21 protein-coding genes are annotated in these 24,166 nt (G+C 71.2%); 12 read left to right on the plus strand and 9 right to left on the minus strand.

Annotated features, from left to right (window positions below):
• Window positions 1–6: 6 nt before the first annotated feature.
• Window positions 7–510: a PaaI family thioesterase gene (locus EJC51_RS42755; RefSeq protein WP_126276029.1), complete on the minus strand. Its 504-nt coding sequence runs from the start codon at window positions 508–510 to the stop codon at window positions 7–9.
• Window positions 511–603: 93 nt separating this feature from the next.
• Between EJC51_RS42755 and EJC51_RS42760 the strand changes: the two genes are divergently transcribed.
• Both EJC51_RS42760 and EJC51_RS42765 read left to right on the plus strand, forming a co-directional pair.
• Window positions 604–1,068, plus strand: a complete 465-nt coding sequence (locus tag EJC51_RS42760) for a winged helix-turn-helix transcriptional regulator (protein ID WP_126276030.1) — start codon at window positions 604–606, stop codon at window positions 1,066–1,068.
• Between the two features lie 254 nt (window positions 1,069–1,322).
• Window positions 1,323–4,262, plus strand: coding sequence for a glycoside hydrolase family 18 protein (locus tag EJC51_RS42765; RefSeq protein WP_166682960.1), 2,940 nt, complete (start codon window positions 1,323–1,325; stop codon window positions 4,260–4,262).
• Between the two features lie 273 nt (window positions 4,263–4,535).
• On the opposite strand, the gene EJC51_RS42770 is transcribed toward EJC51_RS42765, so the two are convergent.
• Window positions 4,536–5,180: a hypothetical protein gene (locus tag EJC51_RS42770; protein ID WP_208870781.1), complete on the minus strand. Its 645-nt coding sequence runs from the start codon at window positions 5,178–5,180 to the stop codon at window positions 4,536–4,538.
• 304 nt (window positions 5,181–5,484) lie between these two features.
• Between EJC51_RS42770 and EJC51_RS42775 the strand changes: the two genes are divergently transcribed.
• The 3 genes from EJC51_RS42775 to EJC51_RS42785 all read left to right on the plus strand — a co-directional run bounded on the left by EJC51_RS42775 (window position 5,485) and on the right by EJC51_RS42785 (window position 8,384).
• Window positions 5,485–6,624: a sensor histidine kinase gene (locus EJC51_RS42775; RefSeq protein ID WP_126276032.1), complete on the plus strand. Its 1,140-nt coding sequence runs from the start codon at window positions 5,485–5,487 to the stop codon at window positions 6,622–6,624.
• Window positions 6,621–7,280 carry a response regulator gene (locus EJC51_RS42780; RefSeq protein WP_126276033.1) on the plus strand — a complete coding sequence of 220 codons (660 nt, stop codon included), beginning with the start codon at window positions 6,621–6,623 and terminating at the stop codon, window positions 7,278–7,280. The genes EJC51_RS42775 and EJC51_RS42780 overlap by 4 nt, the downstream gene beginning before the upstream one ends.
• Before the next feature lie 78 nt (window positions 7,281–7,358).
• A complete protein-coding gene (locus tag EJC51_RS42785) occupies window positions 7,359–8,384 on the plus strand; it encodes a YihY/virulence factor BrkB family protein (protein ID WP_126276034.1) in 1,026 nt (341 codons plus the stop codon).
• Window positions 8,385–8,423: 39 nt separating this feature from the next.
• On the opposite strand, the gene EJC51_RS42790 is transcribed toward EJC51_RS42785, so the two are convergent.
• The 4 genes from EJC51_RS42790 to EJC51_RS42805 form a co-directional block, all read right to left on the minus strand.
• Window positions 8,424–9,692, minus strand: coding sequence for a cytochrome P450 (locus tag EJC51_RS42790; protein ID WP_126276035.1), 1,269 nt, complete (start codon window positions 9,690–9,692; stop codon window positions 8,424–8,426).
• 242 nt (window positions 9,693–9,934) lie between these two features.
• Window positions 9,935–11,131, minus strand: a complete 1,197-nt coding sequence (gene fahA, locus EJC51_RS42795) for a fumarylacetoacetase (RefSeq protein ID WP_126276036.1) — start codon at window positions 11,129–11,131, stop codon at window positions 9,935–9,937.
• Complete coding sequence (locus EJC51_RS42800) at window positions 11,128–11,994, minus strand: hypothetical protein (RefSeq protein ID WP_126276037.1); 867 nt, start codon at window positions 11,992–11,994, stop codon at window positions 11,128–11,130. The genes fahA and EJC51_RS42800 overlap by 4 nt, the downstream gene beginning before the upstream one ends.
• A complete protein-coding gene (locus EJC51_RS42805) occupies window positions 11,991–13,172 on the minus strand; it encodes a homogentisate 1,2-dioxygenase (RefSeq protein ID WP_126276038.1) in 1,182 nt (393 codons plus the stop codon). Before EJC51_RS42805 ends, EJC51_RS42800 begins: the two co-directional genes overlap by 4 nt.
• A gap of 174 nt (window positions 13,173–13,346) precedes the next feature.
• On the opposite strand from EJC51_RS42805, the gene EJC51_RS42810 reads away from it, so the two are divergent.
• The 5 genes from EJC51_RS42810 to EJC51_RS42830 all read left to right on the plus strand — a co-directional run bounded on the left by EJC51_RS42810 (window position 13,347) and on the right by EJC51_RS42830 (window position 19,246).
• Complete coding sequence (locus EJC51_RS42810) at window positions 13,347–14,018, plus strand: IclR family transcriptional regulator (protein ID WP_126276039.1); 672 nt, start codon at window positions 13,347–13,349, stop codon at window positions 14,016–14,018.
• Between the two features lie 178 nt (window positions 14,019–14,196).
• Entirely contained in the window at window positions 14,197–15,402 is a 1,206-nt protein-coding gene (gene hppD / locus EJC51_RS42815) for a 4-hydroxyphenylpyruvate dioxygenase (protein ID WP_126276040.1), read from the plus strand.
• Between the two features lie 130 nt (window positions 15,403–15,532).
• Window positions 15,533–16,570: an alpha/beta fold hydrolase gene (locus EJC51_RS42820; RefSeq protein WP_126276041.1), complete on the plus strand. Its 1,038-nt coding sequence runs from the start codon at window positions 15,533–15,535 to the stop codon at window positions 16,568–16,570.
• Between the two features lie 103 nt (window positions 16,571–16,673).
• Window positions 16,674–17,693 carry a LacI family DNA-binding transcriptional regulator gene (locus EJC51_RS42825; RefSeq protein WP_126276042.1) on the plus strand — a complete coding sequence of 340 codons (1,020 nt, stop codon included), beginning with the start codon at window positions 16,674–16,676 and terminating at the stop codon, window positions 17,691–17,693.
• A 110-nt stretch (window positions 17,694–17,803) separates the two neighbouring features.
• Window positions 17,804–19,246, plus strand: coding sequence for a GH1 family beta-glucosidase (locus EJC51_RS42830; RefSeq protein WP_126276043.1), 1,443 nt, complete (start codon window positions 17,804–17,806; stop codon window positions 19,244–19,246).
• Between the two features lie 67 nt (window positions 19,247–19,313).
• Here EJC51_RS42830 and EJC51_RS42835 read toward each other — a convergent pair whose 3' ends face one another.
• The 3 genes from EJC51_RS42835 to EJC51_RS42845 are packed head-to-tail and all read right to left on the minus strand — an operon-like array spanning window position 19,314 to window position 22,259.
• Entirely contained in the window at window positions 19,314–19,817 is a 504-nt protein-coding gene (locus EJC51_RS42835) for a carboxymuconolactone decarboxylase family protein (protein WP_126276044.1), read from the minus strand.
• On the minus strand, window positions 19,810–20,940 hold the full coding sequence (locus tag EJC51_RS42840) for a dipeptidase (RefSeq protein WP_208870782.1): 1,131 nt from the start codon (window positions 20,938–20,940) through the stop codon (window positions 19,810–19,812). The genes EJC51_RS42835 and EJC51_RS42840 overlap by 8 nt, the downstream gene beginning before the upstream one ends.
• Window positions 20,937–22,259, minus strand: a complete 1,323-nt coding sequence (locus EJC51_RS42845) for an amidohydrolase family protein (RefSeq protein WP_425276826.1) — start codon at window positions 22,257–22,259, stop codon at window positions 20,937–20,939. Before EJC51_RS42845 ends, EJC51_RS42840 begins: the two co-directional genes overlap by 4 nt.
• Window positions 22,260–22,422: 163 nt before the next feature.
• Between EJC51_RS42845 and EJC51_RS42850 the strand changes: the two genes are divergently transcribed.
• Together EJC51_RS42850 and EJC51_RS42855 are read left to right on the plus strand one after the other, a co-directional pair.
• Entirely contained in the window at window positions 22,423–23,193 is a 771-nt protein-coding gene (locus EJC51_RS42850; RefSeq protein ID WP_244363115.1) for an IclR family transcriptional regulator, read from the plus strand.
• Window positions 23,190–24,119 (plus strand): ornithine cyclodeaminase family protein, encoded by a 930-nt coding sequence (locus EJC51_RS42855; protein ID WP_126276047.1) that lies wholly within the window; start codon window positions 23,190–23,192, stop codon window positions 24,117–24,119. Before EJC51_RS42850 ends, EJC51_RS42855 begins: the two co-directional genes overlap by 4 nt.
• Window positions 24,120–24,166 lie beyond the last annotated feature (47 nt).

The following is a 24,166-nucleotide window of genomic DNA, read 5'->3' on the forward strand; positions in this document are numbered from 1 at the left end:
GTCGGCTCAGGGGGCTGCCGTCGGCGGCAGCGGGAAGAGCATGCAGGAACTGGTCGCGTGCGCCAGCACCCGGTCCTCGGTGTCGACCAGCGTGGCCTCGGCGAGAGCCGTCTGCCGGCCGCGGTGCACGATCGTGCCGATGGCCCGCACCGGGCCGGTGTCCACCGACACCCGCTTGAGGAACTTCACGCTCAGGTCGAGCGAGGTGTAGCCCATGCCCGCGGGCAGCGTGGACTGCACGGCGCAGCCCAGCGCCGAGTCGAGCAGGGTGGCGTAGACGCCGCCGTGCACACTGCCGATCGGGTTGTAGTGCTCCTCGCCCGGGGTGAGCGAGAAGACCGCGCGACCCTCGGACACCTCGTCGAGCGTGAAGTCGAGGGTGGCGGAGATCGGCGGCGCCGGAAGCTTCGCGTCCAGGACGTCACGCAGGAAGTCCAGGCCGGACGAGCGGCCCACGGCACCGGCCGTGACCATGGGGTCGTCCCAGGTGTATGTACGTGTGCGTCCCATGCGTCTGCGCCCTCCCGGCTGACTCTGTACGGCGAAGCTAGCCGTGCCCGCAGCTGACTGTCAATGACGAAGCCAGCTGGCTATCATGGCCCGGTGGACTGGCTCGCATTCAGCACCGAGAACTGTTCCGTGCAGCGCACCCTCGACGTGGTGGGGGAGAAGTGGACGCTGCTGATCGTGCGCGACGCGGCCAACGGCGTGCGCCGCTTCGACGACTTCCGCAGACACATCGGCCTGTCGGAGGCGGTCCTCAGTGACCGGCTGCGCAAGCTGACCGAGGCCGGCATCCTCACGACCGTCCCCTACCGCGAACCCGGCAGTCGCTCCCGCAACGAGTACCGGCTGACCCGGAAGGGCTGGGACCTGTGGCCGGTGCTCGTCGCCCTGCGCCAGTGGGGCGAGACACACACCCCGGACCCGGCAGGACCGGTCCTCGACATGCGGCACACGGACTGCGGCTGCCCGGTCCGCGCCGTCGTCACGTGCGGGGAGCACGGCGCGCTGACGCCCCGGGACGTGACGGTCAACCCGGGTCCGGGAGCGCGGCTGCGCACCTGACGCCTGCACGGCTACGGGCGCGGTGAGGACGGTCCCGCGTCGGCCGCCCGGCCCCGGAACTCTCTCGATGAACTCGCCGTATCCGAAAAGTTGTTGAGGATTCATCTACGGAAGGGATCATCCCTGGCTAGGATTTGGCGATGTATTTACTGCATCGAGGGGCAGCGCATGCGTCTGCCACCCCCCACAAGCACAGACATGTTCGTGTCGGTCGAGTTCTGACCCTCATAGCGGCCGTCACCGCCGTTGCCCTGTTGTTCGGTTTGGTCAACCCGCCGTCGGCGCAGGCCCAGACGACGGTTGGCGACCAGGTCGTCAGTGTCGACTTCGAGGACGCGGAGCTGGCTGACGATCTCCGCCAGGAGCTCACCGCGATCGACGAGTCGGGCAAGAGTCTCAGCGAAGTCCTGGAGGAGAAGACCGAGGGCCGGCTGCACGATGTCCTGCCCGATCTGAAGTACCTCGACTTCGAACACGAGTGGACGGTCGAGGGCACGGTCGCGACCATCACCGTCAAGGCGCCCGAAGCCGAGGTCGACATGTCGTGGTTGCAGGCCGCGCTCATCGTGTCGTCCGCCGCCCTGTTCGGTCTCTGGATGACATCCCTCTGCAAGCGGGCGGGCGGGCCGGTCTCCGCGTGTGTCGGGTTCGGTGCGTTCATGGGCGAGTTCATGAACGGCTTCCTCAGCCAGTGGGCCGACGGCAAGCTGAAGGACACGGAGGAGTGGAAGAACACCCTGTCGAAGTCCATCGGCCTGGGCTTGACGATGTTCATCGTCACCTGGTCCAGCACGGCGCAGGCACTCGCCATGTTCCAGGAGTTCAAGCGGAAGGCCGTCCTGTTCGCCCGAACCGCCGAGGCCTACTTCGGTGGCACGGGCGCTGCCGACGCCGTCGAGAGCGTCCTCAACAAGGTCGAGGGGGCCCTTCCGGACTGGCTGCGCAAAGGCACCTCGGCCACCGGTACCTGCCGTGAACCGGCCGGAGACGGCGCGGCGGGCGAGTGGGCCTCGCTCGGCCAGATCGTCGACAACGCGGACAGCGCGCAGACAAGGTTCACGGATCTCGACGGCGACGGTGACGGCGACCGCACCACGAGCGGCTCCGACGGTCGCCTCTACACCTGGGTGAACGGCGGATGCGGGGACGATGGGGAGCGGATCTGGTTCCCGATGGGCGACACCGCCCCGGCCGCCGCCCTCGCCACCCCCAAGGACGCCTACTTCGGCGACCTCGACCGCGACGGCCGGGACGAGCTGATCAACTTCCTGTCCGCGTCCGAGTCGGGCACCGGCGTCGCCGCCATGCGCGTGTGGCGCAACGAGTCCACCAGCACCGACATCAAGTGGGCCGCCCCGGTCATCGTCGCGAACGACCTCGGCGTCGGCACACCGCAGTTCGCCGACCTCGACGGCGACAAGGACGACGACCTCCTCCTGGTGGACCGGAACAACTTCGTCACCGCCTGGCGGAACACCGCGAACGGCATCCCGAAGCCCGGCGACTGGCGCGAGATCACCGGCTTCACGCACCCGGCCGAAGGCCCGGTCGGACAGGTCTACTTCACCGACATCACCGGCGACGGCCTCGCCGACACCGTCGTCGTGCAGTACATGACCGGCGACGTGCTCGCGTGGAAGAACACCGGCGACGGCTCCTGGAGTTCCACGTCGTCGATGTCGACGCAGCTGGTCCGTACGGCCGCCGCGGCCGACGCCTCCGGCTGGCAGTCGCTCGGCACCGTCCGCTCCGGAGACGCCTTCGCCGGTTCCGTCGGCGCCTTCTCCGACCTCGACGTCGACAAGGTCTCCGACTTCCTGCTGTTCAACAGCACCAGCAAGGGTGTCGACGCCTGGCATGTCCCGCAGCCCGGCGACAGCGCCGTCGAGGACCTCAAGTGGAACGAGTCCGGCGCCGAAGGCGGCGTACCCGGCGAGCGGGTGGCGTACTTCAACTCCTGGTCGATCTACGCCAACAACTACACCCTCAAGACGCTGGACCAGAACGGCACCGCCGCCAAACTCACCAAGCTCAACTACGCCTTCCAGAACATCGACCCGGTCAACCTGACCTGCATGGCGGCGAACAAGGCCGGTTCGAGCGACGAGAGCAACGGGACCGCCAACGACGGAGCGGGCGACGCCTGGGCGGACTACCAGAAGAGCTTCACCGCCGAGGAGAGCGTCGACGGCGTCGCCGACTCGTGGGGCAACTCACTGAAGGGCAACTTCAACCAGATCAAGAAGCTCAAGGCGAAGCACCCGAACCTCAAGGTGCTGGTCTCGATCGGTGGCTGGACGTACTCGAAGTACTTCTCCGACGCCGCCGCCACCGACGCCTCCCGCAAGAAGTTCGTGAAGTCCTGCGTCGACATGTTCATCAAGGGCAACCTGCCCAAGCTCGGTGACGACCCCGCCGGTGGCGACGGTGCCGCCGCGGGCGTGTTCGACGGCATCGACATCGACTGGGAGTTCCCGGCCAGCGCCGACGGCCACACCGGCAACCACCACAGCGACCAGGACACGGCCAACTTCACCGCCCTGCTCGCCGAGTTCCGCGCCCAGCTCGGCTCCGGCAAGCTGCTCACCGCCGCGCTGCCGGCCGGCCCGAAGAAGATGAGCAAGATCGAGATCGGCAAGATCGCGTCGTATCTGGATCTCGGCAACCTCATGACCTACGACATGCACGGCGCCTGGGAGGGCACCGGACCGACCAACTTCAACGCCCCGCTGTACCGTTCCACGGCCGACCCGGCGGACGGCACCGGCATGACCGCGGACGACGCCGTCACGACGTACCTCGGCAAGGGCTTCCCCGCCGGCAAGATCACCCTCGGCGTGCCCTTCTACGCCCGAGGCTGGAGCGGGGTGGCGAGCGGCGCCACACACGGCCTCTACCAGTCGGCGACCGGCTCCCCGGCCGCGTACCCCTACTCGCAGGCGCCGGGCGTCGCCTTCTACAAGGAGCTCAAGTCGGCGAACAAGCTGACCGACTCGACGATCTTCTGGGACAGCCGCACCAAGTCCACCTGGATGTACGACGGGAGCACGTTCTTCGGCGTCGAGACCCCGAAGTCGATGACGGCCAAACGGCAGTACATCAAGAACAAGGGCCTGGCCGGAGTGATGATCTACTCCCTCGAAGGAGATGACGCACAGACCACGCTGCTCAAGGCGTCGACCGGCCTGAACTGACCCCACAACCCGAAGCGCCGGAACCGTCCCGCCGGTTCCGGCGCTTCACCCTTGGGCCCATGACCGGGTGCTCCCTCCAAGACTGCTGTGGTGCGATCCGCGCCCCATCCCTCGGTTCCTGCCGGTTGTACGGCGAGCCGGGAGATGACGACGACTGCACGAGGTTCTGGTACTTCTGCCAGGCACACGACCGCGTGTACCGCCAACGGGCGGAGGGCGACGTCAGCTGAGGACGAGCCGTACGACACGGCCCCGCTGCCCGTGCCCTTCTGCCTATTGCGTCGCCCGCTGATCTGCCCCGTGACCCTCGAGCCCCGCCTCGGTCGGCGAGACCGTCGGCGGCGACTGCCGCAACGCCGTCGACAGCCACACCAGGACGGTGCCGACCGCGATGTGCAGGGCGCTGGTGAGTACGGAGTCGGGCAGTGCGGTCACGAAGGCGAACAACGGCAGTACGACGGCGTATCCCCAGGCCGGAACCCTCGGGAGGGTGCGGGCGCGGATCGTCGCCGCCCCGAACAGGGCGCAGCCGAGGGCGAAGACGGCCGCGCAGGCGGCGAGCGTCGGGAGGGTGGGGCCCGTCAGTTCCGTGTCGATGGTGTCGTCGTCGAGGTGGAACAGGACGACGTTCGCGGCGAACGCCGCCCCGCCGAAGAGGCCGAGGCCGATGAGGTTGATGACGTAGGCGGTCTCCCCGAAGCGGCCGGAGGCGGTGCGCTGCCGTTGGTGGAGCGCGGTGAGGAAGGGCAGCGCGAAGGCGGGGGCGAGCGCGAGGAGGAGGCTGGTGGCGGTGCTCTCGCCGGTGAACGCCTCGACCAGCGCGGGCAGGGCGATGAGCAGACCGGCGAGCGTCCCGCACAGGGCGCCGAGACGGATCAGGCGGGCGGGGGCGGGTGCGGGGCTGAACGGTGAGGACATGAGGGCCGACTCCGGTTCGTCTTCGTCGATGGATGGGTCGATGGATGGGGGGTCAGGGAGAAACCGTAGGAAGCGGGGAGCGGGTCGGGGCAGGTGCCGGGCGGCGAGGTCCGCGGCCGGCGGTCACCGACGCTCGGGGCGGGCGTGGTGCCGTTCGGCGCTGTCCGGCCGGCCGGGGCGGTGCCGTTCGGCAGGTGCCGATCGGCCCCGTCCGGCCGCCCGCGGCGGTCGGTTCCGCCGGGGCTGTCGCCGTGCGCGCCCGTCCGGCCTAGCCTGGGCGGTGGTATCGGGGTGGGGGGTGTGCATGGCGGCGTACGTGCCGGTGCCGTGGGTGTCACCGCTGCTGTACGGCGCGGTCCTCCTCGGCGGTCTCTACTACCTGGCGGCGGATCTGGGCGACGGCCCGGGTCTGCTGTCCTGGCGCACGGCCGGCTTCGTCGCCGCGCTCGCGGCCCTGGCCGCCGTGGAGGCGGCCGGACGCCGCAGGAGCCTGCCACCGGTGCCGCCGCTGCTCGCGCAGTGCGTGCTGACGGGTGCGGTGGTCGTCCTGGACGCCTCGGAGCTGTCCCGGGCGCTGTTCGTGCTTCTGCCGTTCACCGCCTACTTCGCGCTCGGCCGCACGGCGGCGCTGGCGCTCGGCGCGCTGTGTCTGGCCGGACCGCTCACCGGTCACCTTCTGACGACCCCTGACTGGTACCGCGACACGGAGTACGTCTCCGACCTGCTGATGCTCACCGTCGGCCTGGTGCTGGCGATCTCGATGGCCGCCGTCGCCGTCGGCGAACAACGGGCCCGGCGCGAGGTGCAGGAGTACGCGGCACGCGTCGCGGAGCTGTCCGCCGCGACCGAACGCAACCGGCTGGCCCGCGACATCCACGACAGTCTCGGCCACCATCTCACCGCGATCTCCGTGCAGTTGGAGATCGCCTCGGAGTTCGCCGCGCTGGACCCGCACGCGGCCGGGCGGGCCATGACCGAGGCCCGGCAGTCGGTGAAGCTGGCGCTGGGCGACGTGCGGCAGTCGGTGCGCGCGCTGCGCGAGGAGGCGGCCCGCCCGGCGCTGACGACCGCGCTCACGGGATGGGCGCGGGAGGGCGGCGCGGGGCCGCGCGTCAGCGTGGCGGTCACGGGCGAGGAGGACGGCTACGGCACGGCCGCGCTGACCGCGTTGCACCGGGCCGCGCAGGAGGGGCTGACCAACGCGCTGCGCCACGCGCGCGCGTCCCAGGTGTCGGTGGATCTGCGGCTCGCCGAGGACGGGGCCCGGCTGACGGTGGCCGACGACGGCCGCGGTTTCACGCCGGCCGAGACCACGACCGGCTTCGGCCTGACCGGGATGCGGGAACGGGTGCACCTGGTGGCGGGCAGCGTGGACATCGACAGCGCGCCGGGCCGCGGCACACGGCTCACGGTGCTCGTGCCACGGGGCGGGGACGAGCGGTGAGCCAGGAGCCGGCGACGGTCCGCGTGCTGGTGGTGGACGACCAGCAGCTGATCCGCGACGGCATCGCGGCACTGCTCTCGATCCGGCCGGGTATCACGGTCGTGGGGACGGCGGTGAACGGGCGGGAGGCGGTGGCGAAGGCGGTCGAGCTGCGGCCCGACGTCGTGCTGATGGACGTACGGATGCCCGAGCTGGACGGTGTGGCGGCCGTCGCCGTGCTGCGCGACCGGGCACCGAAGTGCCGGGTCGTGATGCTGACGACGTTCGACGACGAGGAGTACGTCGTCCGGGCCCTGCGGGCCGGCGCCGGCGGCTATCTGCTCAAGGACCTGCCGGCCGAGGAACTCGCGCACGCGATCCGCCTCGCGCACGCGGGAATCACCCAGCTCGACGCCTCCGTGGCCGGCCGGCTCGCCGCGGCCCTGCCCGCACCCGCGCCCGCCGCCGGCCCGTCCGCCGTCGCCACCGGTCTCAGCCCACGGGAGATCGACATCCTGCGGCTGGTGGCACGCGGCCGGACCAACCGGGAGATCGCCGCCCAGCTGTATCTCAGCGAGGGCACCGTCAAGAACCACATCTCCCGCATCCTCACCCGCCTCGCCCTGCGCGACCGCACCCAGGCCGCACTGCACGCCCGTGACCTGGGCCTGCTGTGAACCACACCCCCGAGGCACCGCGCGCATACGACCCGGCGGGCGCGGTGTGGCGCCCGGCGTCGTGGTTACCCGGTGGCCATGAGCGGACGGCGGAAGAGCGGGCGCGAGGACGAGGAGCGGTTCGGGCCGCCCCCCGAGGTGGAGGAGCGGGAACCGGACACACCGGCGAAGCTGCCCGCCAGGGCGTGGGGCGCGGCGCTGAAGGGCAGCCTGCGCGAGTTCCGCGACGACGAACTCGCCGACCGCGCGGCGGCCTTGACGTACTACGGAGTGCTGTCGCTGTTCCCGGCCCTGCTGGTGCTCGTCTCCCTGCTGGGTGTGGCGGGCAAGTCGGCCACCGACAGTGTGCTGGACAACCTCAGGCAGCTCACCCCGGGCTCGGCCCGCGACATCATCACCCGGGCCGTCGAGCAGTTGCAGGACCGGGCCGGCACCGGCTCGGTCATGGCGATCGTCGGCCTCGTGCTGGCGGTGTGGTCGGCATCCGGCTATGTGGCCGCCTTCATCCGCGCCGCCAACGCCGTCTACGACATGCCGGAGGGGCGCCCGGTGTGGAAGGTCCTGCCGCTGCGGCTCGGGGTGACCGTCGTCCTGATGGTGCTGGCGGTGGCCAGCGCGCTCATGGTGGTCTTCACCGGTGGCCTGGCCCGCCAGGCCGGGACCGCACTCGGACTGGGGGACACGGCACTGACGGTGTGGGCGATCGCCAAATGGCCCGTCCTCGTCCTGCTGGTCACGATCATGATCGCGATCCTGTACTGGGCGACGCCCAACGCCCGTGTGAAGGGGTTCCGCTGGATCACCCCGGGCAGCGTCCTGGCCCTGCTGATCTGGCTGGTGGCGTCCGCCGGCTTCGCGTTGTACGTCGCCGGCTTCGCCTCGTACAACAAGACGTACGGCACCATGGCCGGCGTCATCGTGTTCCTGATCTGGCTGTGGATCAGCAACCTGGCCGTCCTGCTGGGCCTGGAGTTCGACGCGGAGACGGCACGGCAGCGCGCCGTCGCCGGCGGACTCCCACCGGACGCGGAGCCGTACACCGAGCCGCGGGACACCAGGACGTGGGACGAAGAGGACCGCCGACGGCTGGCGGACGGGCTCTGAAGCGGGCCTGAGTTCACACGACTTGGTGGACGTGTCTCGTTACCGCTGCTCCACTGCCACCCGCAGCGGAGCGCGGAAGGACAGCAGACCCAGCACGGGATTCTCCGACGACCCCGCGGCCTGCCCTATGTGCGGCAGCCGGCGGGCCGCCGCGCGCAGCGCGACGGCGGCCTCGGTGCGCGCCAGGGACGCCCCCGGGCACCGGTGGCGGCCGACGCCGAAGGCCAGATGGTGGCGGATGTTCTCCCGGTGCGGGCACATCCGTTCCGGGGCCGGGAAGACCTCGGGGTCGGACCCGGTGCCCATCAGCATCAGCAGCAGGGGGGCGCCCGCCGGCAGTCGTACCCCGGAGAGCTCCGTGGCCCGCGCGGTGATCCTGCGCCAGCTGGTCACCGGCGGCTCACGTCTGAGGACCTCTTCCACCCAGGCCTCGGCCAGCCCCTCCTCCCCGGCCACGCGGGGCCACATGCCGGGCTCGGCCAGCGCCCGGCTCAGCACGGTGGCGATGAGCTGCCCGGTCGTGGACTGGCCGGCGATGAACACGAAGAAGCACATGCCGACCGCGGTCTCCACGTCCAGCAACGTGCCGTCGGGCAGCCGATGGCGGGCCAGGGCGCCGATGAACGAGTCGGCGGGTGCCGAACCGTCGCGCACCGTCTCGGTGAGCCACCGGTGGAAGTCCGCGACGAGCCCGGCCAACTCCCGTTGCCGTTCGAGTGCGGGCCTGCCCCAGAACAGCTCCAGCGAGGCGTCGCTCCAGCGGATGAGGGTGGCCGGGGCGATGCCGCGCACGCCGAGGAGGTCCATCAGCACGCGGCAGGGGAGGGTCTGGGCGAACGAGGGGAACAGGTCGCCCTCGCCGGTCGCGTCGAGCGTGGCGGCCACCGGCTGGAGCAGTTCGTCGGCGATGCGCTCGATCACCGGCACAGCGGTCGCGACGCGATGGGCGTTGAAGAACCGGGTGACCAGGCGGCGCAGTCCGGGATGGCTGGGGGAGCCGTTGTTGGCCAGCGCGGGAGGAAGCGTGAAGCCGGCCCGGACGAGAATGCGCAGCACGGCGACGGGCAGCGGGGTAACGGCGTTCTGGGCGTTGTCCGGCAGGAAAACGTCCGGATGCATCAACACATGGCGCACGTCGGCGTAGCGGCTGACCAGCCACAACCCGGTGCCGGGGTCGTGGTGCACGGGAGACTCCGACCGCAGGAGGTCCAGCCAGGGATACGGGTCCTGGACGAACGGGGCGCCGAACAGGTCGAGCAGACCGAGGGGGTCACGAGTGTCGGTTACATCCAGTGCCGGAGGGATCACGGCCGGACGCTAACACGGCAGAGGCGCAGCTCAGGCGGGGTGTGCGCGGCATCACTAGGGAACTGGTCGACTTGGTGAACTGTCACTACGTCTGGACGCTGGCGGAGGGGCGGCGGCGCTTCCAGGATCTGAGGCCGTGCGGGCGCTGTTCGTCGTGGTTGATGCATCAACGACGCCCGGGAGTTGGTGATCGCCCAGGTTCAGTGAACCGCCTCCGGCCGCCTAAGCCCCCGTCCTGCTCGTCATGCCTCCCGAGGCTTGGCGCTGACGATCCGGCCGCGGGCCTCGCCGAAGCCGATCCGGGTGCCGTCGGCGCCCGGAGCCGTGGCGGACAGGACGATCTCGTCGCCGTCCTCCAGGAACGTGCGCTTCTGCCCGTTGACCGTGATCGGCTCCTTGCCGCCCCAGGTCAGTTCGATGAAGGCGCCGCGCTGCTCCTTCTCCGGGCCCGAGACGGTGCCGGACGCGAACAGGTCACCGGTGCGGGAGGGGGCGCCGTTGACGGTCTGGTGGGCCAGCATCTGGGCGGGGGACCAGTACATGGCGGCGTACGGCGGCCGGGAGACGACCTGGCCGTTCCACTCCACGGCGAGGTCCACGTCGAGACCCCACGGCTGTTCCATGCGCAGATACGGCAGTACGGCGGGTTCCTGCACCGGAGTCGGGACCCGGGCCGCGTCCAGCGCGAGCAGCGGCACCACCCACGGGGAGATGGTGGAGGCGAACGACTTGCCCAGGTTGGGGCCGAGCGGGACGTACTCCCAGGCTTGGATGTCGCGCGCGGACCAGTCGTTGAAGAGCACCACCCCGAAGATGTGCCGGTCCGCGTTCTCGGCGCCGATGGACTCGCCCATGGCGTTGCCGGTCCCGAGGACGAAACCCAGCTCGGCCTCGATGTCGAGGCGCGTCGAGGGACCGAAGACCGGTGCCGGGTCCTGGGGGCCCTTGCGCTGCCCGGAGGGGCGGATGACGTCCGTGCCCGAGACGACGACCGAGGCCGCACGGCCGTGGTAACCCACCGGCAGATGCTTCCAGTTCGGCATCAGCGGGTCCGGGTTGTCGGGCCGGAACAGCCTGCCCAGGTTCGAGGCGTGGTGCTCGGAGGCGTAGAAGTCGACGTAGTCGGCGACCTCGAAGGGCAGATGCAGGGCCACGGCGCCCAGGTCGTGGACGGCACCGGCGGGGATCGGGCCCTGGAGACGCTCGGTGATCTCGGCACGGACCTCGACCCAGCGGGCGTGGCCCTGCGCCATGAAGGCGTTGAGGCTCGGCCGGGCGAAGACGTCGTCGCCCAGCAGGACGGCCAGGTCGATGACGTGATCGCCGTAGCGGGTCGCGACGCGTGGCTCCTGGCCGGGCGTGGAGTAGACACCGTAGGGCAGGTTGGTCAGGCCGAAGAGGGAGTCGGCCGGAACGGTCGGCTGGGTGGTGCTGGTCATGCGGACACCTCGGTCAGGTCGGCGACGGTCGGGGCGGGCAGCAGGCCGAGACCGGCCGACTCGATGGCGGGTTCGGCGACGGAGCACGTGCCGAACGAGCGGAACGCTTCACGGACTTGGGGCGACAGTTCGCGCACCCGCTGGGCGACCCGGTCCCCGTCGCGGTCGGCCAGCAGCGCGACCAGCTCCGCCTCCTCGGCACCCTTGAGGGCCGCGTCGGTGGCCACCAGCAGGTTGAGGAAGCCGTGCTGTTCGAAGCCGGTCCCCGGATCGGTGTTGCGCAGTGCGTGGTGCAGCCCGGCGGTCGCCTTGAACGCCACCCCGGCCCGCGTCGCCGCCAGGACGGCCGCCGCGAGTTCGCGCTCGTCCGGGTAGAGCTCGGCGCGGACGCCTCCGGTGCGGAACTTGGCGAGATACGGCGTTCCGGCAAGCGCGGCGAGCAGCGCCTCACGCCGGTCGTCGCGCGGCACTTCGACGTACACGGTGAGGTCGGAGTCGCCGTCGATCGCCTCGGCCAAGGCGGGTACGACCGTGTCGGCGGCGACGCCGTCCGGAACGGCGACCTCAAGACCGACCAGCCGCACGGCCGGAATCCGGCGCGCCGCGGCGAGGGCGTCCAGGAGACCTGACAGCCCGACGGTCACCGAGAGGCCGAACGAGCCCTGCGGCAGGTCGGCGGTCGGCTCGGCGAGCCGGTCGATGTCCTTGGCGGCGAGCACGAACGCGCCGACCAGCCCCGCGTGGGCGCCTCGACGGTGCGCCACGTGCGCGGGCACGGCCTCCTCGATCGGCAGGCTGCCGGGCGGGAAGACCGCCGCGTCGTCGAACAGGCCGACGAGCACCGGCGGGATCCGCGGATTCATCGGTTCTGCTCCCAGGAGTAGGCGTACGTCCCGTCGTCGGTCGCGCGCGCGGCCTCACCGAGTTGGAGAGGACGGAACGTGTCGACCATGACGGCGAGTTCGTCGAAGAACTCCGCTCCGATCGACCTTTCCATGGCCCCCGGCTGGGGGCCGTGCGGATGGCCGCCCGGGTGCAGGGAGATCGAGCCCGGTCCGATCCCGGAGCCCTTGCGTGCCTCGTAGTCCCCGCCGCAGTAGAACATGACCTCGTCGGAGTCGACATTGGAGTGGTAGTACGGCACCGGCACGGCCAGCGGGTGGTAGTCCACCTTGCGCGGCACGAAGTTGCAGATCACGAAGTTGTGGCCCGCGAAGACCTGGTGGGCCGGCGGCGGCTGGTGGACCCGGCCCGTGATCGGCTCGAAGTCACGGATGTTGAGCACGTACGGGTACAGGCAGCCGTCCCAGCCGACGACGTCGAAGGGGTGGTTCGGCAGTGTGTGGACCGTGCCCACGACCCCGCCAGGGCCGCGGTGCTTGATGTACACCTCGACGTTCTCGCCCTGGGCGAGCCGCGGCCCGACCGGGAGGCGGAAGTCCCGCTCGCAGTACGGCGCGTGCTCCAGGAGCTGGCCGTGCTGGGACAGATAGCGCCGCGGGGGGCCGATGTGCGAGGTGGCCTCGATCGCGTAGACGCGCACGGTCCCGTCCGGGACGATCCGGTACGTGGTCGCCCGCGGGACGATCACATAGTCGCCGTCGCCGACCTCCAGGTCGCCGAAGACCGTCTCGACGCGCGCGCGGCCGTCCTCGACGCACAGACACTCGTCGCCGATCGCGCTGCGGTAGTACGGGCTGACCGTGTCGGCCACGACGTACGCCAGCCGTACGTCCTCGTTGGCCAGCAGCAGCCTGCGGCCGGTCACCGCGTCGACGCCGGACCCGCCGTCCGCGAAGAGCTTGTGCGTGGAGAGATGGCGGGGGACGAGGGGGTGGTTGGGGACCAGGCTCTGGTCGCCGAGCTCCCACACCCGGTACTCCCGCACCGCCGACGGGATGTGCCGGTGGTAGAGCAGCGAGGAGTCCGAGGAGAAGCCCTCCTCGCCCATCAGCTCCTCGTAGTAGAGGTTCCCGTCCGGGTCCCGGTGCTGGGTGTGGCGTTTCGGCGGAACCGCCCCCGCCTGGTGGTAGTACGGCACGAATCTCCTTGTGCGCTCAGCGCACATTTTTGTGCGATGGTAGCGACACGTCGACGGTAGGTTCGGGGTGACAGGTCAGTCAAGGTCCGGCCTCCGAACCTGGACGCCGTCCATGCGTTTGACCTGGCTTGGCGTGGCCCCCGAAGGGGCTGTGTCGTTCTCTCGGAGGTGTTGATGGCCACCCTGCAAGGGCTGGACCGTGGGCTTCGGGCGCTGGACCTGATCTCTGTGACGGCCGAGGGCCTGACGGTGGCGGACCTGGCGGCGCGGCTGGAGATCGACCGGGCCGTGGCGTACCGGATCGTGCAGACGCTGGAAGAGCACCTGCTGGTCTCGCGGCAGGGCAAGCGGGTGCGGCTCGGGGCCGGCGCCGCCACGCTGGCGGGGCGGTTCCAGCAGCAGCTCGTGCTGGTGGCCCAACCGGTGCTCCAGGAACTCGCCGACGCCACCGGTGCCTCCGCCTTCCTGACGCTGGCGCACGGCGCGCGCGAGTGCGTCCCGGTGGCGGGCGCGCAGCCGACGGTTCAGCACGGCCCCGTCCAGGTGGGCTACCGCATCGGTGTGCGGCATCCGTTGGAGCGCGGGGCGAACGGCGTCGCCATCCTCGCGGCGCAGCCGCCGCTGCCGGACGAGCCCGAGGAGATCGTGCGGGCCCGGGAGCTGGGCTACAGCCTCACCTCGGGACAGCTCCAGCAGGGTGCCACCGGGATCGCCGCGGGGTTCGAGATGCCGGGCGCGGCGGGCGCCTCGGTCGGAGTGGTGGCCATGCACGAGTTCGACGTCGAGTCGGTGGCCGCAGAGGTGAAGACGGCGGCCGCGCGGCTGTCGTCGCTCGGCACGGCCTGACGGTGTTCGACGACACGACCATTGCCTCTCGACTGGTCATATTGCCCATAGGAAGCCGCGCTGAACGAGGCAAACTGAGCAGCTTGAACAGCCTGAGAGGCGACTCTTGTGCAGGCGAGGGGTCCCGGTGTGTTCTACCGCCACGCGTTGGTGACACGCACACCGAAAGGGATGACCTATGAGCATCGAGCAGACCCTCACGAGCCAGGAGCGCCTCGCGGAACTCGATCTGCAGCAGCTCAAGCAGCTCGTCGGGCTCGTCGAGTACGACGCTGCGGGTGACCCGTTCCCGGTGACCGGGTGGGACGCGGTGGTCTGGTCCGTCGGCAACGCGACGCAGGCCTCGCTCTACTTCCAGACGGTCTTCGGCATGGAGCTGGTCGCCTACTCCGGCCCCGAGACCGGCAACCGTGACCACCACGCGTTCGTGCTCCGCTCCGGAGCGATCCGGTTCGTGCTCAAGGGCGGCGTCGACCCGGACAGCCCGCTGCTCGACCACCACCGCCGCCACGGAGACGGCGTCATCGACATCGCCCTCGAAGTGCCGGACGTCGACCGGTGCATCAAGCACGCCCGCGCGGAGGGCGCGACCGTCCTGGAGGAGCCGCACGACGTCACCGACGAGCACGGCACGGTCCGGATCGCCGCCATCGCCACCTACGGCGAGACCCGTCACACCCTGGTGGACCGCTCCCGCTACACCGGCCCCTACCTGCCCGGCTACGTCGCCCGGACCTCCGGCTACGTCAAGCCCGAGGGCGAGCCCAAGCGGGTCTTCCAGGCCCTCGACCACGTCGTGGGCAACGTCGAGCTCGGCAACATGGACGAGTGGGTCGACTTCTACAACCGTGTCATGGGCTTCACCAACATGGCCGAGTTCATCGGCGACGACATCGCCACCGAGTACTCGGCGCTGATGAGCAAGGTCGTCGCCAGCGGCAACCACCGCGTGAAGTTCCCGCTCAACGAGCCGGCGGTCGGCAAGAAGCGTTCGCAGATCGACGAGTACCTCGACTTCTACCGCAGCCCCGGCGCCCAGCACCTCGCCCTCGCCACCAACGACATCATCAGGACCGTCGACGTCCTGCGGTCCAAGGGCATCGAGTTCCTCGCCACCCCGGAGAGCTACTACACCGACCCCGAGCTGCGCGCCCGCATCGGCAACGTCCGCGTCCCGATCGAGGAACTCGCCTCGCGCGGCATCCTCGTCGACCGCGACGAGGACGGCTACCTGCTACAGATCTTCACCAAGCCGATCGGTGACCGGCCCACCGTCTTCTTCGAGTTCATCGAGCGCCACGGCTCGCTGGGCTTCGGCAAGGGCAACTTCCAGGCGCTGTTCGAGGCGATCGAGCGGGAGCAGGCGAAGCGCGGCAACTTCTAGAAGTGACGAGCCGCCTGATTTGCCGAACCGGCAAACAGGGTGGTCGTCGGGGCGGGGGGTTGCGCAGGATCGGCGGTACGGAGGTTCGGGAGCCGGGAGTTCGACAGCCCGGGAGTTCGGGAGGAGCCGTATGACGACGCAGTACGCCGCCGAAGTCGTCCACCGATCGGTGCACGCGCCGGGAGGCCGCATCCACCTGGTGGAGCAGGGAACCGGGCCGCTGGTGCTGCTCGTTCATGGCTTCCCGGAATCCTGGTACTCCTGGCGCCATCAGCTGCCCGCGCTCGCGGCGGCGGGGTACCGGGCGGTCGCCGTCGACGTCCGCGGTTACGGGCGCTCGGCCAAGCCCGCCGCCGTGGACGCGTACCGGATGCTCGACCTGGTGGAGGACAACGCCGCGGTGGTGCACGCCCTGGGCGAGAAGTCGGCGGTGGTCGTCGGGCATGACTGGGGCGCGGCCGTCGCCGCGAACTCCGCCCTGCTCAGGCCGGACGTCTTCCGGGCGGTGGGGCTGCTCAGCGTCCCGTACGCCCCGCGCGGCGGGCCCCGCCCCAGCGACCTCTTCGCCCGGATGGGCGGAGCGGAAGAGCCCGGCGGGGAAGGGGAGTTCGGCGGAGAAGGGGAGTCCGGCGGGGGAGAGGAGTTCTACGTCTCCTACTTCCAGGAGCCAGGTCGCGCCGAGGCCGAGATCGAACCCGATGTACGGGGCTGGCTCGCGGGCTTCTACGCGGCACTGTCCGCCGACACCATGCCCCCACCCGGCGCTCCCGATCCGCACTTCGTCAGCAAGGGCGGGACACTGCGCGACCGGTTCCCGCGCGGCCCGCTGCCCGGGTGGCTGGGGGAGCGGGAACTCGACTTCTACGCCGGGGAGTTCGAGCGCACGGGCCTGACCGGCGCGCTCAACCGTTACCGGAACATGGACCGCGACTGGGAGGATCTCGCCGCCTTCGACGGTGCCCCGATCACCCAGCCGTCCCTGTTCATCGGCGGCAGCCTGGACGCGTCCACGACCTGGCTGGCCGGCGCGATCGACGCCTACCCCGTCACGCTTCCCGGGCTGATCTCGTCCCACGTCCTCGACGGCTGCGGTCACTGGATCCAGCAGGAACGCCCCGCCGAGGTCAATCGGATCCTCACCGACTGGCTGGCGGCTCTGCCTGGTTGAGGCCGGGGCCGACGAGGCCGAAGAGAGGAGGTCCGGCGCCTGTGACAGTATCGGCGCAGGGCGCGAGGCCGCCTGCTGAGGTTGAGGGCAGAGGACGAGTGACATGGACCGGCCGCCAGGCATGATGGACGTGGCCCGGGAGGCCGGCGTCTCGCACATCACCGTCTCCCGTGTCATCAACGGCCATCCGTCGGTCCGCCCGGAGACCCGGACCCGGGTCGAGGCGGCGATCGAGAAGCTGGGATACCGCCGCAACAGTGTCGCCAGGGCCCTCAAGAGCCGCCGTTCCTCGACGATCGGTGTCGTGATCGTGGGCTCCGACCTGTTCGAACTGCCGCGCATCCTCCTCGGCGTGGAGACGGCCGCCAAGGAGGCCGGCTACTGGGTGAGCCTGGCCAGCCGGCAGGGCGAGAGCACCACCGGTGACCTCGTGGAGACGCTTCAGCGGCTCACCGACCAGTCGGTCGAGGCGATCGCGGTCGTCGCCGACCGTCCGGTCGCCGTCGAGGCCCTCACCCGCCTCGCCATCGGCGTGCCGGTCGCGGTGGTGATGTCCGGCAACGTCCCCAGCCCCGATCTGAGCTTCGTCGAGGTCGACCAGGAACTCGGCGCCCGTCTCGCCGTCCGTCACCTCCTCGACCTCGGACACGGCGACATCGCCCACCTCACGGGCGCGCTGCGCACCTTCGACGCCCGGGCCCGCGTCGAGGGCTGGCAGTCGGAACTCGCCGCCGCGGGAGCCGAAGGGGCGCTGCTGGAGGGCGACTTCAGCGCGGAGAGCGGGTTCCGTCTCGCCCACGAACTCTGTACCGCCGGCGCCGCCCTGCCCACCGCGGTCTTCGCCGGGAACGACCAGATGGCGATGGGGGCCCTGGCCGCGTTCGCCGAGCGGGGCGTGCGGGTGCCGCAGGACGTGTCGGTCGTCGGCTTCGACGACATGAAGGGCGCCGGATACCTGGTCCCGGCCCTGACCACGGTCCGGCAGGACTTCGCCCACCTCGGCCGCAACGCCATCGAAGTGCTGGTGCGGATGCTGGGCGGGGAGCCCGCGGAACGCCACAGGATCGCCCCGGACCTCGTCGTACGGCACAGCACCGCGGCTCCCCGCACGGCCCGCCCCTGACCGCGACGGTGCGGGGCGGGAAGTGAGGTTCGTCGGGGTGCAGACCTGGGCAGCTTGTTAACGTTAACATCGCGTTGGTTCCCGGCCGACTCCAGCAGAGAGAAACCCGCATGACGACAGCTCAGCAGCCGCCTCTGTCCTTCCCCGCGCACTTCCTCCTCGGCTCCGCGACCGCCGCCTACCAGATCGAGGGCGCCGCCGACGAGGACGGGCGCGGTCCCTCGATCTGGGACACCTTCTCCCACACCCCGGGCAAGACCTGGAACGGCGACACCGGTGACATCGCCGCCGACCACTACCACCGCCTCGAAGCCGACCTCGACCTCATGGCGTCGCTGGGCCTGCGCGCCTACCGCTTCTCCATCGCCTGGCCGCGCATACAGCCCACGGGCCGCGGCCCGGCCAACCCCAAGGGCCTGGACTTCTACAGCCGGCTGGTCGAGGGTCTGCTCGCCCGGGACATCGCCCCGGTCGCGACGCTCTACCACTGGGACCTGCCGCAGGCGCTGGAGGACGAGGGCGGCTGGACGAACCGCGCCACCGCCCACGCCTTCGCCGACTACGCCCGCATCGTCGGCGAAGCCCTCGGCGACCGCGTCGCGATCTGGACGACCCTCAACGAACCCTGGTGCTCCGCCTACCTCGGCTACGGCTCCGGCGCGCACGCCCCCGGCCGCACCGACGGCGCCGCGGCACTGACCGCGGTGCACCACCTCAACCTCGCCCACGGCCTCGCGGTCGAGCAGCTGAGGGCGGTCACCACCAACGACCCGCAGTACTCCATCACCCTCAACTTCCATGTGCTGCGCGGCAAGGGAGAGGGCGCGGAGGAGGCCGTACGACGGATCGACGCCCTCGCCAACCGGGCCTTCACCGAGCCCCTGCTGCGCGGCCGCTACCCGCAGGACCTCATCGAGGACACCGCGGGCATCACCGACTGGGCGTTCGTCGAGGACGGCGATCTGGCCCGGATCCACCAGCCCCTGGACCTGCTCGGCGTCAACTACTACGCCACCACCACGGTCGGCCTCTGGGACGGCGGAGCGCCTCGCCAGAACAACGACGGCCACAAGGACGTGGGCGGCTCGCCCTGGCCCGGCTCACCCCAGGTCGAGTTCCACGCGACGGACGGCCCGCACACCGCCATGGGCTGGAACATCGACCCCGATGGCCTGGAGGAACTCCTCCTGGACCTGCACGCCCAGTTCCCCGGGCAGCCGCTGGTCATCACCGAGAACGGAGCGGCCTTCGAGGACCAGGTCACCGTCGGCCCCGACGGCAGTCACGCCGTGCACGACCCCGAGCGCGTGGACTACATCCACCGCCACCTCGCCGCCGCCCAGCGGGCCCTTGCCGCCGGCGTGGACCTGCGGGGGTACTTCGTGTGGTCGCTGATGGACAACTTCGAGTGGGGCTACGGCTACTCCAAGCGCTTCGGCATCGTCCACGTCGACTACGAGACCCAGCGCCGCACGCTCAAGGACAGCGCGCTGTGGTACCGGGACGTGGTGCGGGAGCACAGCGGAGCAGTGGACGCCTCGCTCACGCTCTGACGTGGTTGATGCGTCCGCTGTCGACACGTCCGGCTGCAGCCGCCGGACGTGCGCGGTCGACGGCTCGTCAGTTCACGGTGGCGGCGGCCCGGCGCGGTGCCGTCACCGGGTGCTTGCTCATGATGGAGACGCGGTTGAACGCGCCGATGGTGACGGCCACCCAGATCACGGCGGAGATCTGGTCCTCGGTGAGGACGTGACGGGCGAGACCGTAGGCGGCCTCCTGGGCGGCGGAGTCGTTCGCGCGGGTCGTCGCCTCCGCGAGCTCCAGTGCCGCACGCTCCACGGGGGTGAACACGTCGGCGTCCCGCCAGGCCGCCAGCACGCCCAGCCGCTGCGGCGACTCACCCGCGCGCAGGGCCTTCCGGGTGTGCAGGTCGAGGCAGTAGGCGCAGCCGTTCACCTGGGACACGCGCAGGTTGATCAGCTCGACGGTCGTCCGGTCGAGTCCCGCCTCGGCGGCCGTCGCGCTCACCGCCTCCGAGGTCTTCACCAGAGCCTGGAAGGCCTGCGGGCTCTGCTTGTCGATGAAGATCCTGCGCGGTGCGGATCCGTTGCTGTGCTCACTCACTGCGCGCCTCCCAGGGCAGGCCGGTCTGTGCGTCGGGCGTGCCGCGGCCGGCGTCGGAGTCCCGCCACACCCGTTCCGCGTACGCGACGAAGTTGCGTCCCATGACCTTCTCGACCCGTGCCGTGGACCAGCCGCGCCGCTCCAGCAGCCGGATCAGCTCACGGAACTGCTCGACGCCGCGCAGGTCGACCACGAAGGGGAAGGTGTCCGCGCGCTCCCCGGCCGCCGACACCCCGGCCTCCTGGCGGCGCGCCACATGCTCGGCGAGCCGCGCCCGGTAGGCGTCGAGGTCGTCGATGGCGGTGACCGGTCCGTCGGTGCCGATGCCGACGTGGTCCTCTCCGCACACGTTCACGGCGTGCACGAGGTGCTCGACCACGTCCGCCGCGCTCGCGTGGCCGCCGGGGTTGAGGAACGGCATGAAGTAGATGCCGACGAAACCGCCCCGGGAGGCCACCAGGCGCAGTTCCTCGTCGGTCTTGTTGCGCGGCAGATCGGTCAGCGCCCGGCACCCCGTGTGGTTGATCGACACCGGCACGGAGGAGTGCTTGGCGGCGTCGAGACACGTCCGCTCGCCGCTGTGCGAGAGGTCGACCATCAGATGCCGGTCGTTGAGCGCGTCGACCACCTCGCGCCCGAAGGCGGTCAGCGGGGTGTCGGCGGGCGCCATCGACCCGCCGCCGAGCTGGTTGGCCTGGTTGTACGTCAACTGCACCACACGGACGCCGCGTTCGGCGAAGACGGCGACCCGGCCGGCGTCGTCCCCGACGGCCTCCGCGTTCTGGAAGCCGTAGATGACACCGATCCGCCCGTCGCGGTGCGCGGTGTGGATGTCGGCGACGCTGGTGACCTTCAGCAGGTCCTCGGGATGCCGGGCGACGACGCCGTCCCACACGTCGATCTCGTGCAGGGTGTGCTCGTACGGCGGCAGGTCGCCCATCACATAGCCGAGGGTGATGTTGACGGCGGTCAGGCCGGAGGCATGCGCCTCGGCCAACGTGCGGGCGTCGACGGTGAGTTGCTCGCCGCTCGCGTTGAGGTCGCCCGCGGCGGCCAGCGACTGCGGGGCGTTGGGATTGTCGAGCTGGCCGAGCGCGTTGATGATCATCGGCGTGCCGGTCAACGGTTCTCCCCGGGTCGGTCGGTGGTGTGGGCGGCGCGCGGGAAGCGCCGGCCCCGCTTCACGGTCAGGGTGATGGTGCGCAGGTGGTCGATGTCGGCCAGCGGGTCGCGCGCGAAGACCGCGAGGTCGGCGAGCTTGCCCGGTTCCACACTGCCGGTGAGGTGTCCGGCGCCGGCGCTGCGGGCGCCCACGAGGGTCGCCGAACGCAGCACGTCCGCCGCCGGGAGGCCGCATCGCCGTACCAGAAAGGCGAGTTCCTCGTACAAGGCGGGGAACGGCTCCTCGGGTGGCGTCTCGTAGTCGGTCCCGGTGGCCAGCTCGACTCCCGCGCGGTGCGCCTGCCGCGTCAGGGCGATCGCCAACTCCGTGTTGCGGGCGGCGCGTTCGGCCGCCTCCGGGTCGTCGGTCGCGAACTCGTGGGAGGTGTACAGCCCGGCGGTCGCGTCCAGCACGACGCCCTGCTCGCGCATCCGGGCGAAGAGCTTCTCCAGTCGCTCGTCCTCGCCGGTGACCAGGCTCGCGTGGTCGACGGGCGGCTTGTCCTTGTACGACGTCAGCGGCCCGGTCGCCGCCTCGTGGGCGACCAGGGTGACATGCGAGACGCTGTCCACACCGGCCGCGACGACGTCGCCCGGCGACGCGGGGAACACGGCGGCGTGCGCCCACACCGGGACGCCCTGCCGGTGCGCCTCGGCGGTGATGGCGGCGACGAGGGAGGCGTCGAGGTCGGCGTACACCTTGATGGCGGCCGCGGAGGTGCCGCGGGCCAGGGCGACGGCCAGCGGCAGGTCGCTCGCGTCGGTGACGGCCTGCATCCAGGGGACCTCACCGGCCACCGCGCCCTGGCTGACCTGGTGCGTGCGGGGGTCGTCGAAGAAGCCGGGGCCGGCCATGAGCGCCGCGTAGTGGATGTCGGGTGCGGGGATCTCCCCGACCCGTGCCGCCCGGGCGAGGTCGCCGATCTGCCGCAGGTCGTCGGCCATGTCCCGTACGGAGGTGACCCCGCTGTGCACCAGACGGCGCAGGACGGCCTCGGCGGCCGGACGGTCGGGCGGAGTGGCGAGGTGCTGGTGCGCGTCGACGAGCCCGGGAGTGACGAACTGCCCCGTCAGGTCGACGACTTCGGCCCCTTCGACGACCGCCGCGGGGTCGGTGTCGTCCACGACGGCCCGGATCACGGAGCCGTCGACCACGATCGACGTGCCCGGCCGGGGCGGGCTGCCGGTCCCGTCGAACAGGGTGGCGCCCCGGTAGACGACGACCGCGCCCGTCTCAGGCGGTGCGAACGGCGTCGCCGCCCCGGCTCTGTCGCTCGTCAAGCTCACCACTCCCTCGGTAGGCGACGTGTTGCGCTGTAGGTAACAACGCTCTCGGTCGACGAAACAACCGGTACCCTACCCCCGGACCCCGGCGAGCGACATGCCCCACCGGGAGACTCCGCACGCAGCTGTCGGAAGGGTTTCGATGCCACGAGCGCCACACGTGCCTGAAGCGCCACACGCGCCGCGTACGGCCGTCGACAAAGCGTTGGATTTGATCGAGGCCGTCGGCCGGGCGCCCCGGCCGCCCCGGCTCACCGAGCTCGCGGACGAGGTGGGGCTGCATCGGGCGACCGCCTACCGGATCCTCGTGGACCTGGTCCGGCGTGGCTGGGTCCTGCGCGCCGACGACCGCTATCTGCCCGGCACGGCCGTGCTCCTGCTCTCGGCCCGGGCCGCCCACAACTCCCTGACCTCGGTGGCCCGTCCGGTGCTGGAGAAGCTCTCCGCGCAGACCGGGCTGATGGCCAACCTCCAGGTCCTGGAGAGCGACGGCTCACGCGTCGTGGACGTCGTCCGACCCGACCGGCTCGCCATGATCAGCACCCTGCTCGGTGACCGGCTGCCCGCCCACCGCTTCGCCGGGCCGCTCGCCCTGGTCGCCGCGCTCGCCCCCGAGGCGCGCGGCCCCTATCTCGACGCGGCCCGCGCACAGGGGCACGCCCTCGACGGAGACGCCGGCCTGCTGGCCGACATCGCCCGCGCCGAGGCCGCGGGCCACGCCGTCGAACACGGGCGCAACGACCAGTTCGTGGCGTCCGTCAGCCGAGCGGTCGTACCCGTCCCCGGGGCGCCCGTCTGCGCGATCACCCTCGTCGGGCCCGCCGCCGAGATCGACGAGGAACACCTGCCGACGCTGGGCGCCGCCCTCGCCTCGGCTGTCGACACGCTGACCGGTCTGTTGTGCCGGGTGGGTGGGGAGGTAGGCGTATGACCGAGCTGATCGTGCTCGACGAAGCCGCCACGCTGGCCGCCCTCGACCCGCACCGTCTCATGGCCGCCGTCGCCGACGCGCTGGTCGCCGTGGCGCAGGATCGGGCTTCGGCGCCGCCGCGGTCCGCCGCCTTCACCCCGCACGGGCTGCTGGGCGCGATGCCGGGATACGTCCCCGGGCAGGGCCTCGCCGCGAAACTGGTGACGGTGTTCGCCGACCCCGGGCACCCCGGCCGCAGCACCCACCGCGGCATCGTCGCCCTCTTCGCCCCGGAGGACGGCCGCCCCCTGGCCGTCCTGGACGCCGAGCCCATCACCGCCTGGCGCACCGCGGCGTCCGCCACCCACAGCGCCCTGGCCCTGGCCCGCCCCGGTCCCGTCGTGGTCGTCGGCACCGGCGTGCAGGCCCGCGCGCAGGTCGGCCTGCTGGCCGTGCTCCGGCCCGACGAGCCCGTCACCGTGGTCGGCCGCGACCCCGAGGCTGCTCGCGCGACGGCGGCCCTGCACCCCGCGGGCCGCGCGGCCGACGGCATCGAGAAGGCCGTACGGCAGGCCGCCACGGTCTACTGCTGCACCGGAGCGACCGCCCCAGTCCTACGACGTGCATGGCTGGCCCCTGGCACCCATGTGAGCTCGGTCGGTGGCTCCCAAGGCCACGAGTTGGACGCCGCCACCGTCCAGGACGCGACGCTCTACGCCGAGTGGCCAGGAGCGGCCGCCACGTCACCGCCCTCCGGCGCCCACGAACTGCAAGGACTCCCGCCGGACCGGACCGTCACCCTCCTGGGCGCGGTCCTCGACGGCTCGGCTCCCGGCCGGCGCACACCGGACGAACTCACCGTGTACAAGTCCACCGGACACGCGGTCCTGGACGTGGCGGCCGCGTATGTCGTGCACAGCGCGGTGACGGGACGGGCGGTCGGGTAGCTGCTGCCGTCCGAAACCATGCCCTGTCTCCGAGGCACACACCGCCG

It is taken from the genome of Streptomyces aquilus (assembly GCF_003955715.1).
GTDB classification, from domain to species: Bacteria; Actinomycetota; Actinomycetes; order Streptomycetales; family Streptomycetaceae; genus Streptomyces; species Streptomyces aquilus.

Bases quoted from the DNA above. Each gene is read 5' to 3' on its own strand.
- EJC51_RS42770 (WP_208870781.1), bottom strand. From the start codon at position 5,180: ATGTCCTCACCGTTCAGCCCCGCACCCGCCCCCGCCCGCCTGATCCGT.
- EJC51_RS42830 (WP_126276043.1), top strand. From the start codon at position 17,804: ATGACGACAGCTCAGCAGCCGCCTCTGTCCTTCCCCGCGCACTTCCTC.
- EJC51_RS42820 (WP_126276041.1), top strand. From the start codon at position 15,533: ATGACGACGCAGTACGCCGCCGAAGTCGTCCACCGATCGGTGCACGCG.
- EJC51_RS42800 (WP_126276037.1), bottom strand. From the start codon at position 11,994: ATGAATCCGCGGATCCCGCCGGTGCTCGTCGGCCTGTTCGACGACGCG.
- EJC51_RS42810 (WP_126276039.1), top strand. From the start codon at position 13,347: ATGGCCACCCTGCAAGGGCTGGACCGTGGGCTTCGGGCGCTGGACCTG.
- EJC51_RS42775 (WP_126276032.1), top strand. From the start codon at position 5,485: ATGGCGGCGTACGTGCCGGTGCCGTGGGTGTCACCGCTGCTGTACGGC.
- fahA (WP_126276036.1), bottom strand. From the start codon at position 11,131: ATGACCAGCACCACCCAGCCGACCGTTCCGGCCGACTCCCTCTTCGGC.
- EJC51_RS42825 (WP_126276042.1), top strand. From the start codon at position 16,674: ATGGACCGGCCGCCAGGCATGATGGACGTGGCCCGGGAGGCCGGCGTC.
- hppD (WP_126276040.1), top strand. From the start codon at position 14,197: ATGAGCATCGAGCAGACCCTCACGAGCCAGGAGCGCCTCGCGGAACTC.
- EJC51_RS42785 (WP_126276034.1), top strand. From the start codon at position 7,359: ATGAGCGGACGGCGGAAGAGCGGGCGCGAGGACGAGGAGCGGTTCGGG.
- EJC51_RS42755 (WP_126276029.1), bottom strand. From the start codon at position 510: ATGGGACGCACACGTACATACACCTGGGACGACCCCATGGTCACGGCC.
- EJC51_RS42855 (WP_126276047.1), top strand. From the start codon at position 23,190: ATGACCGAGCTGATCGTGCTCGACGAAGCCGCCACGCTGGCCGCCCTC.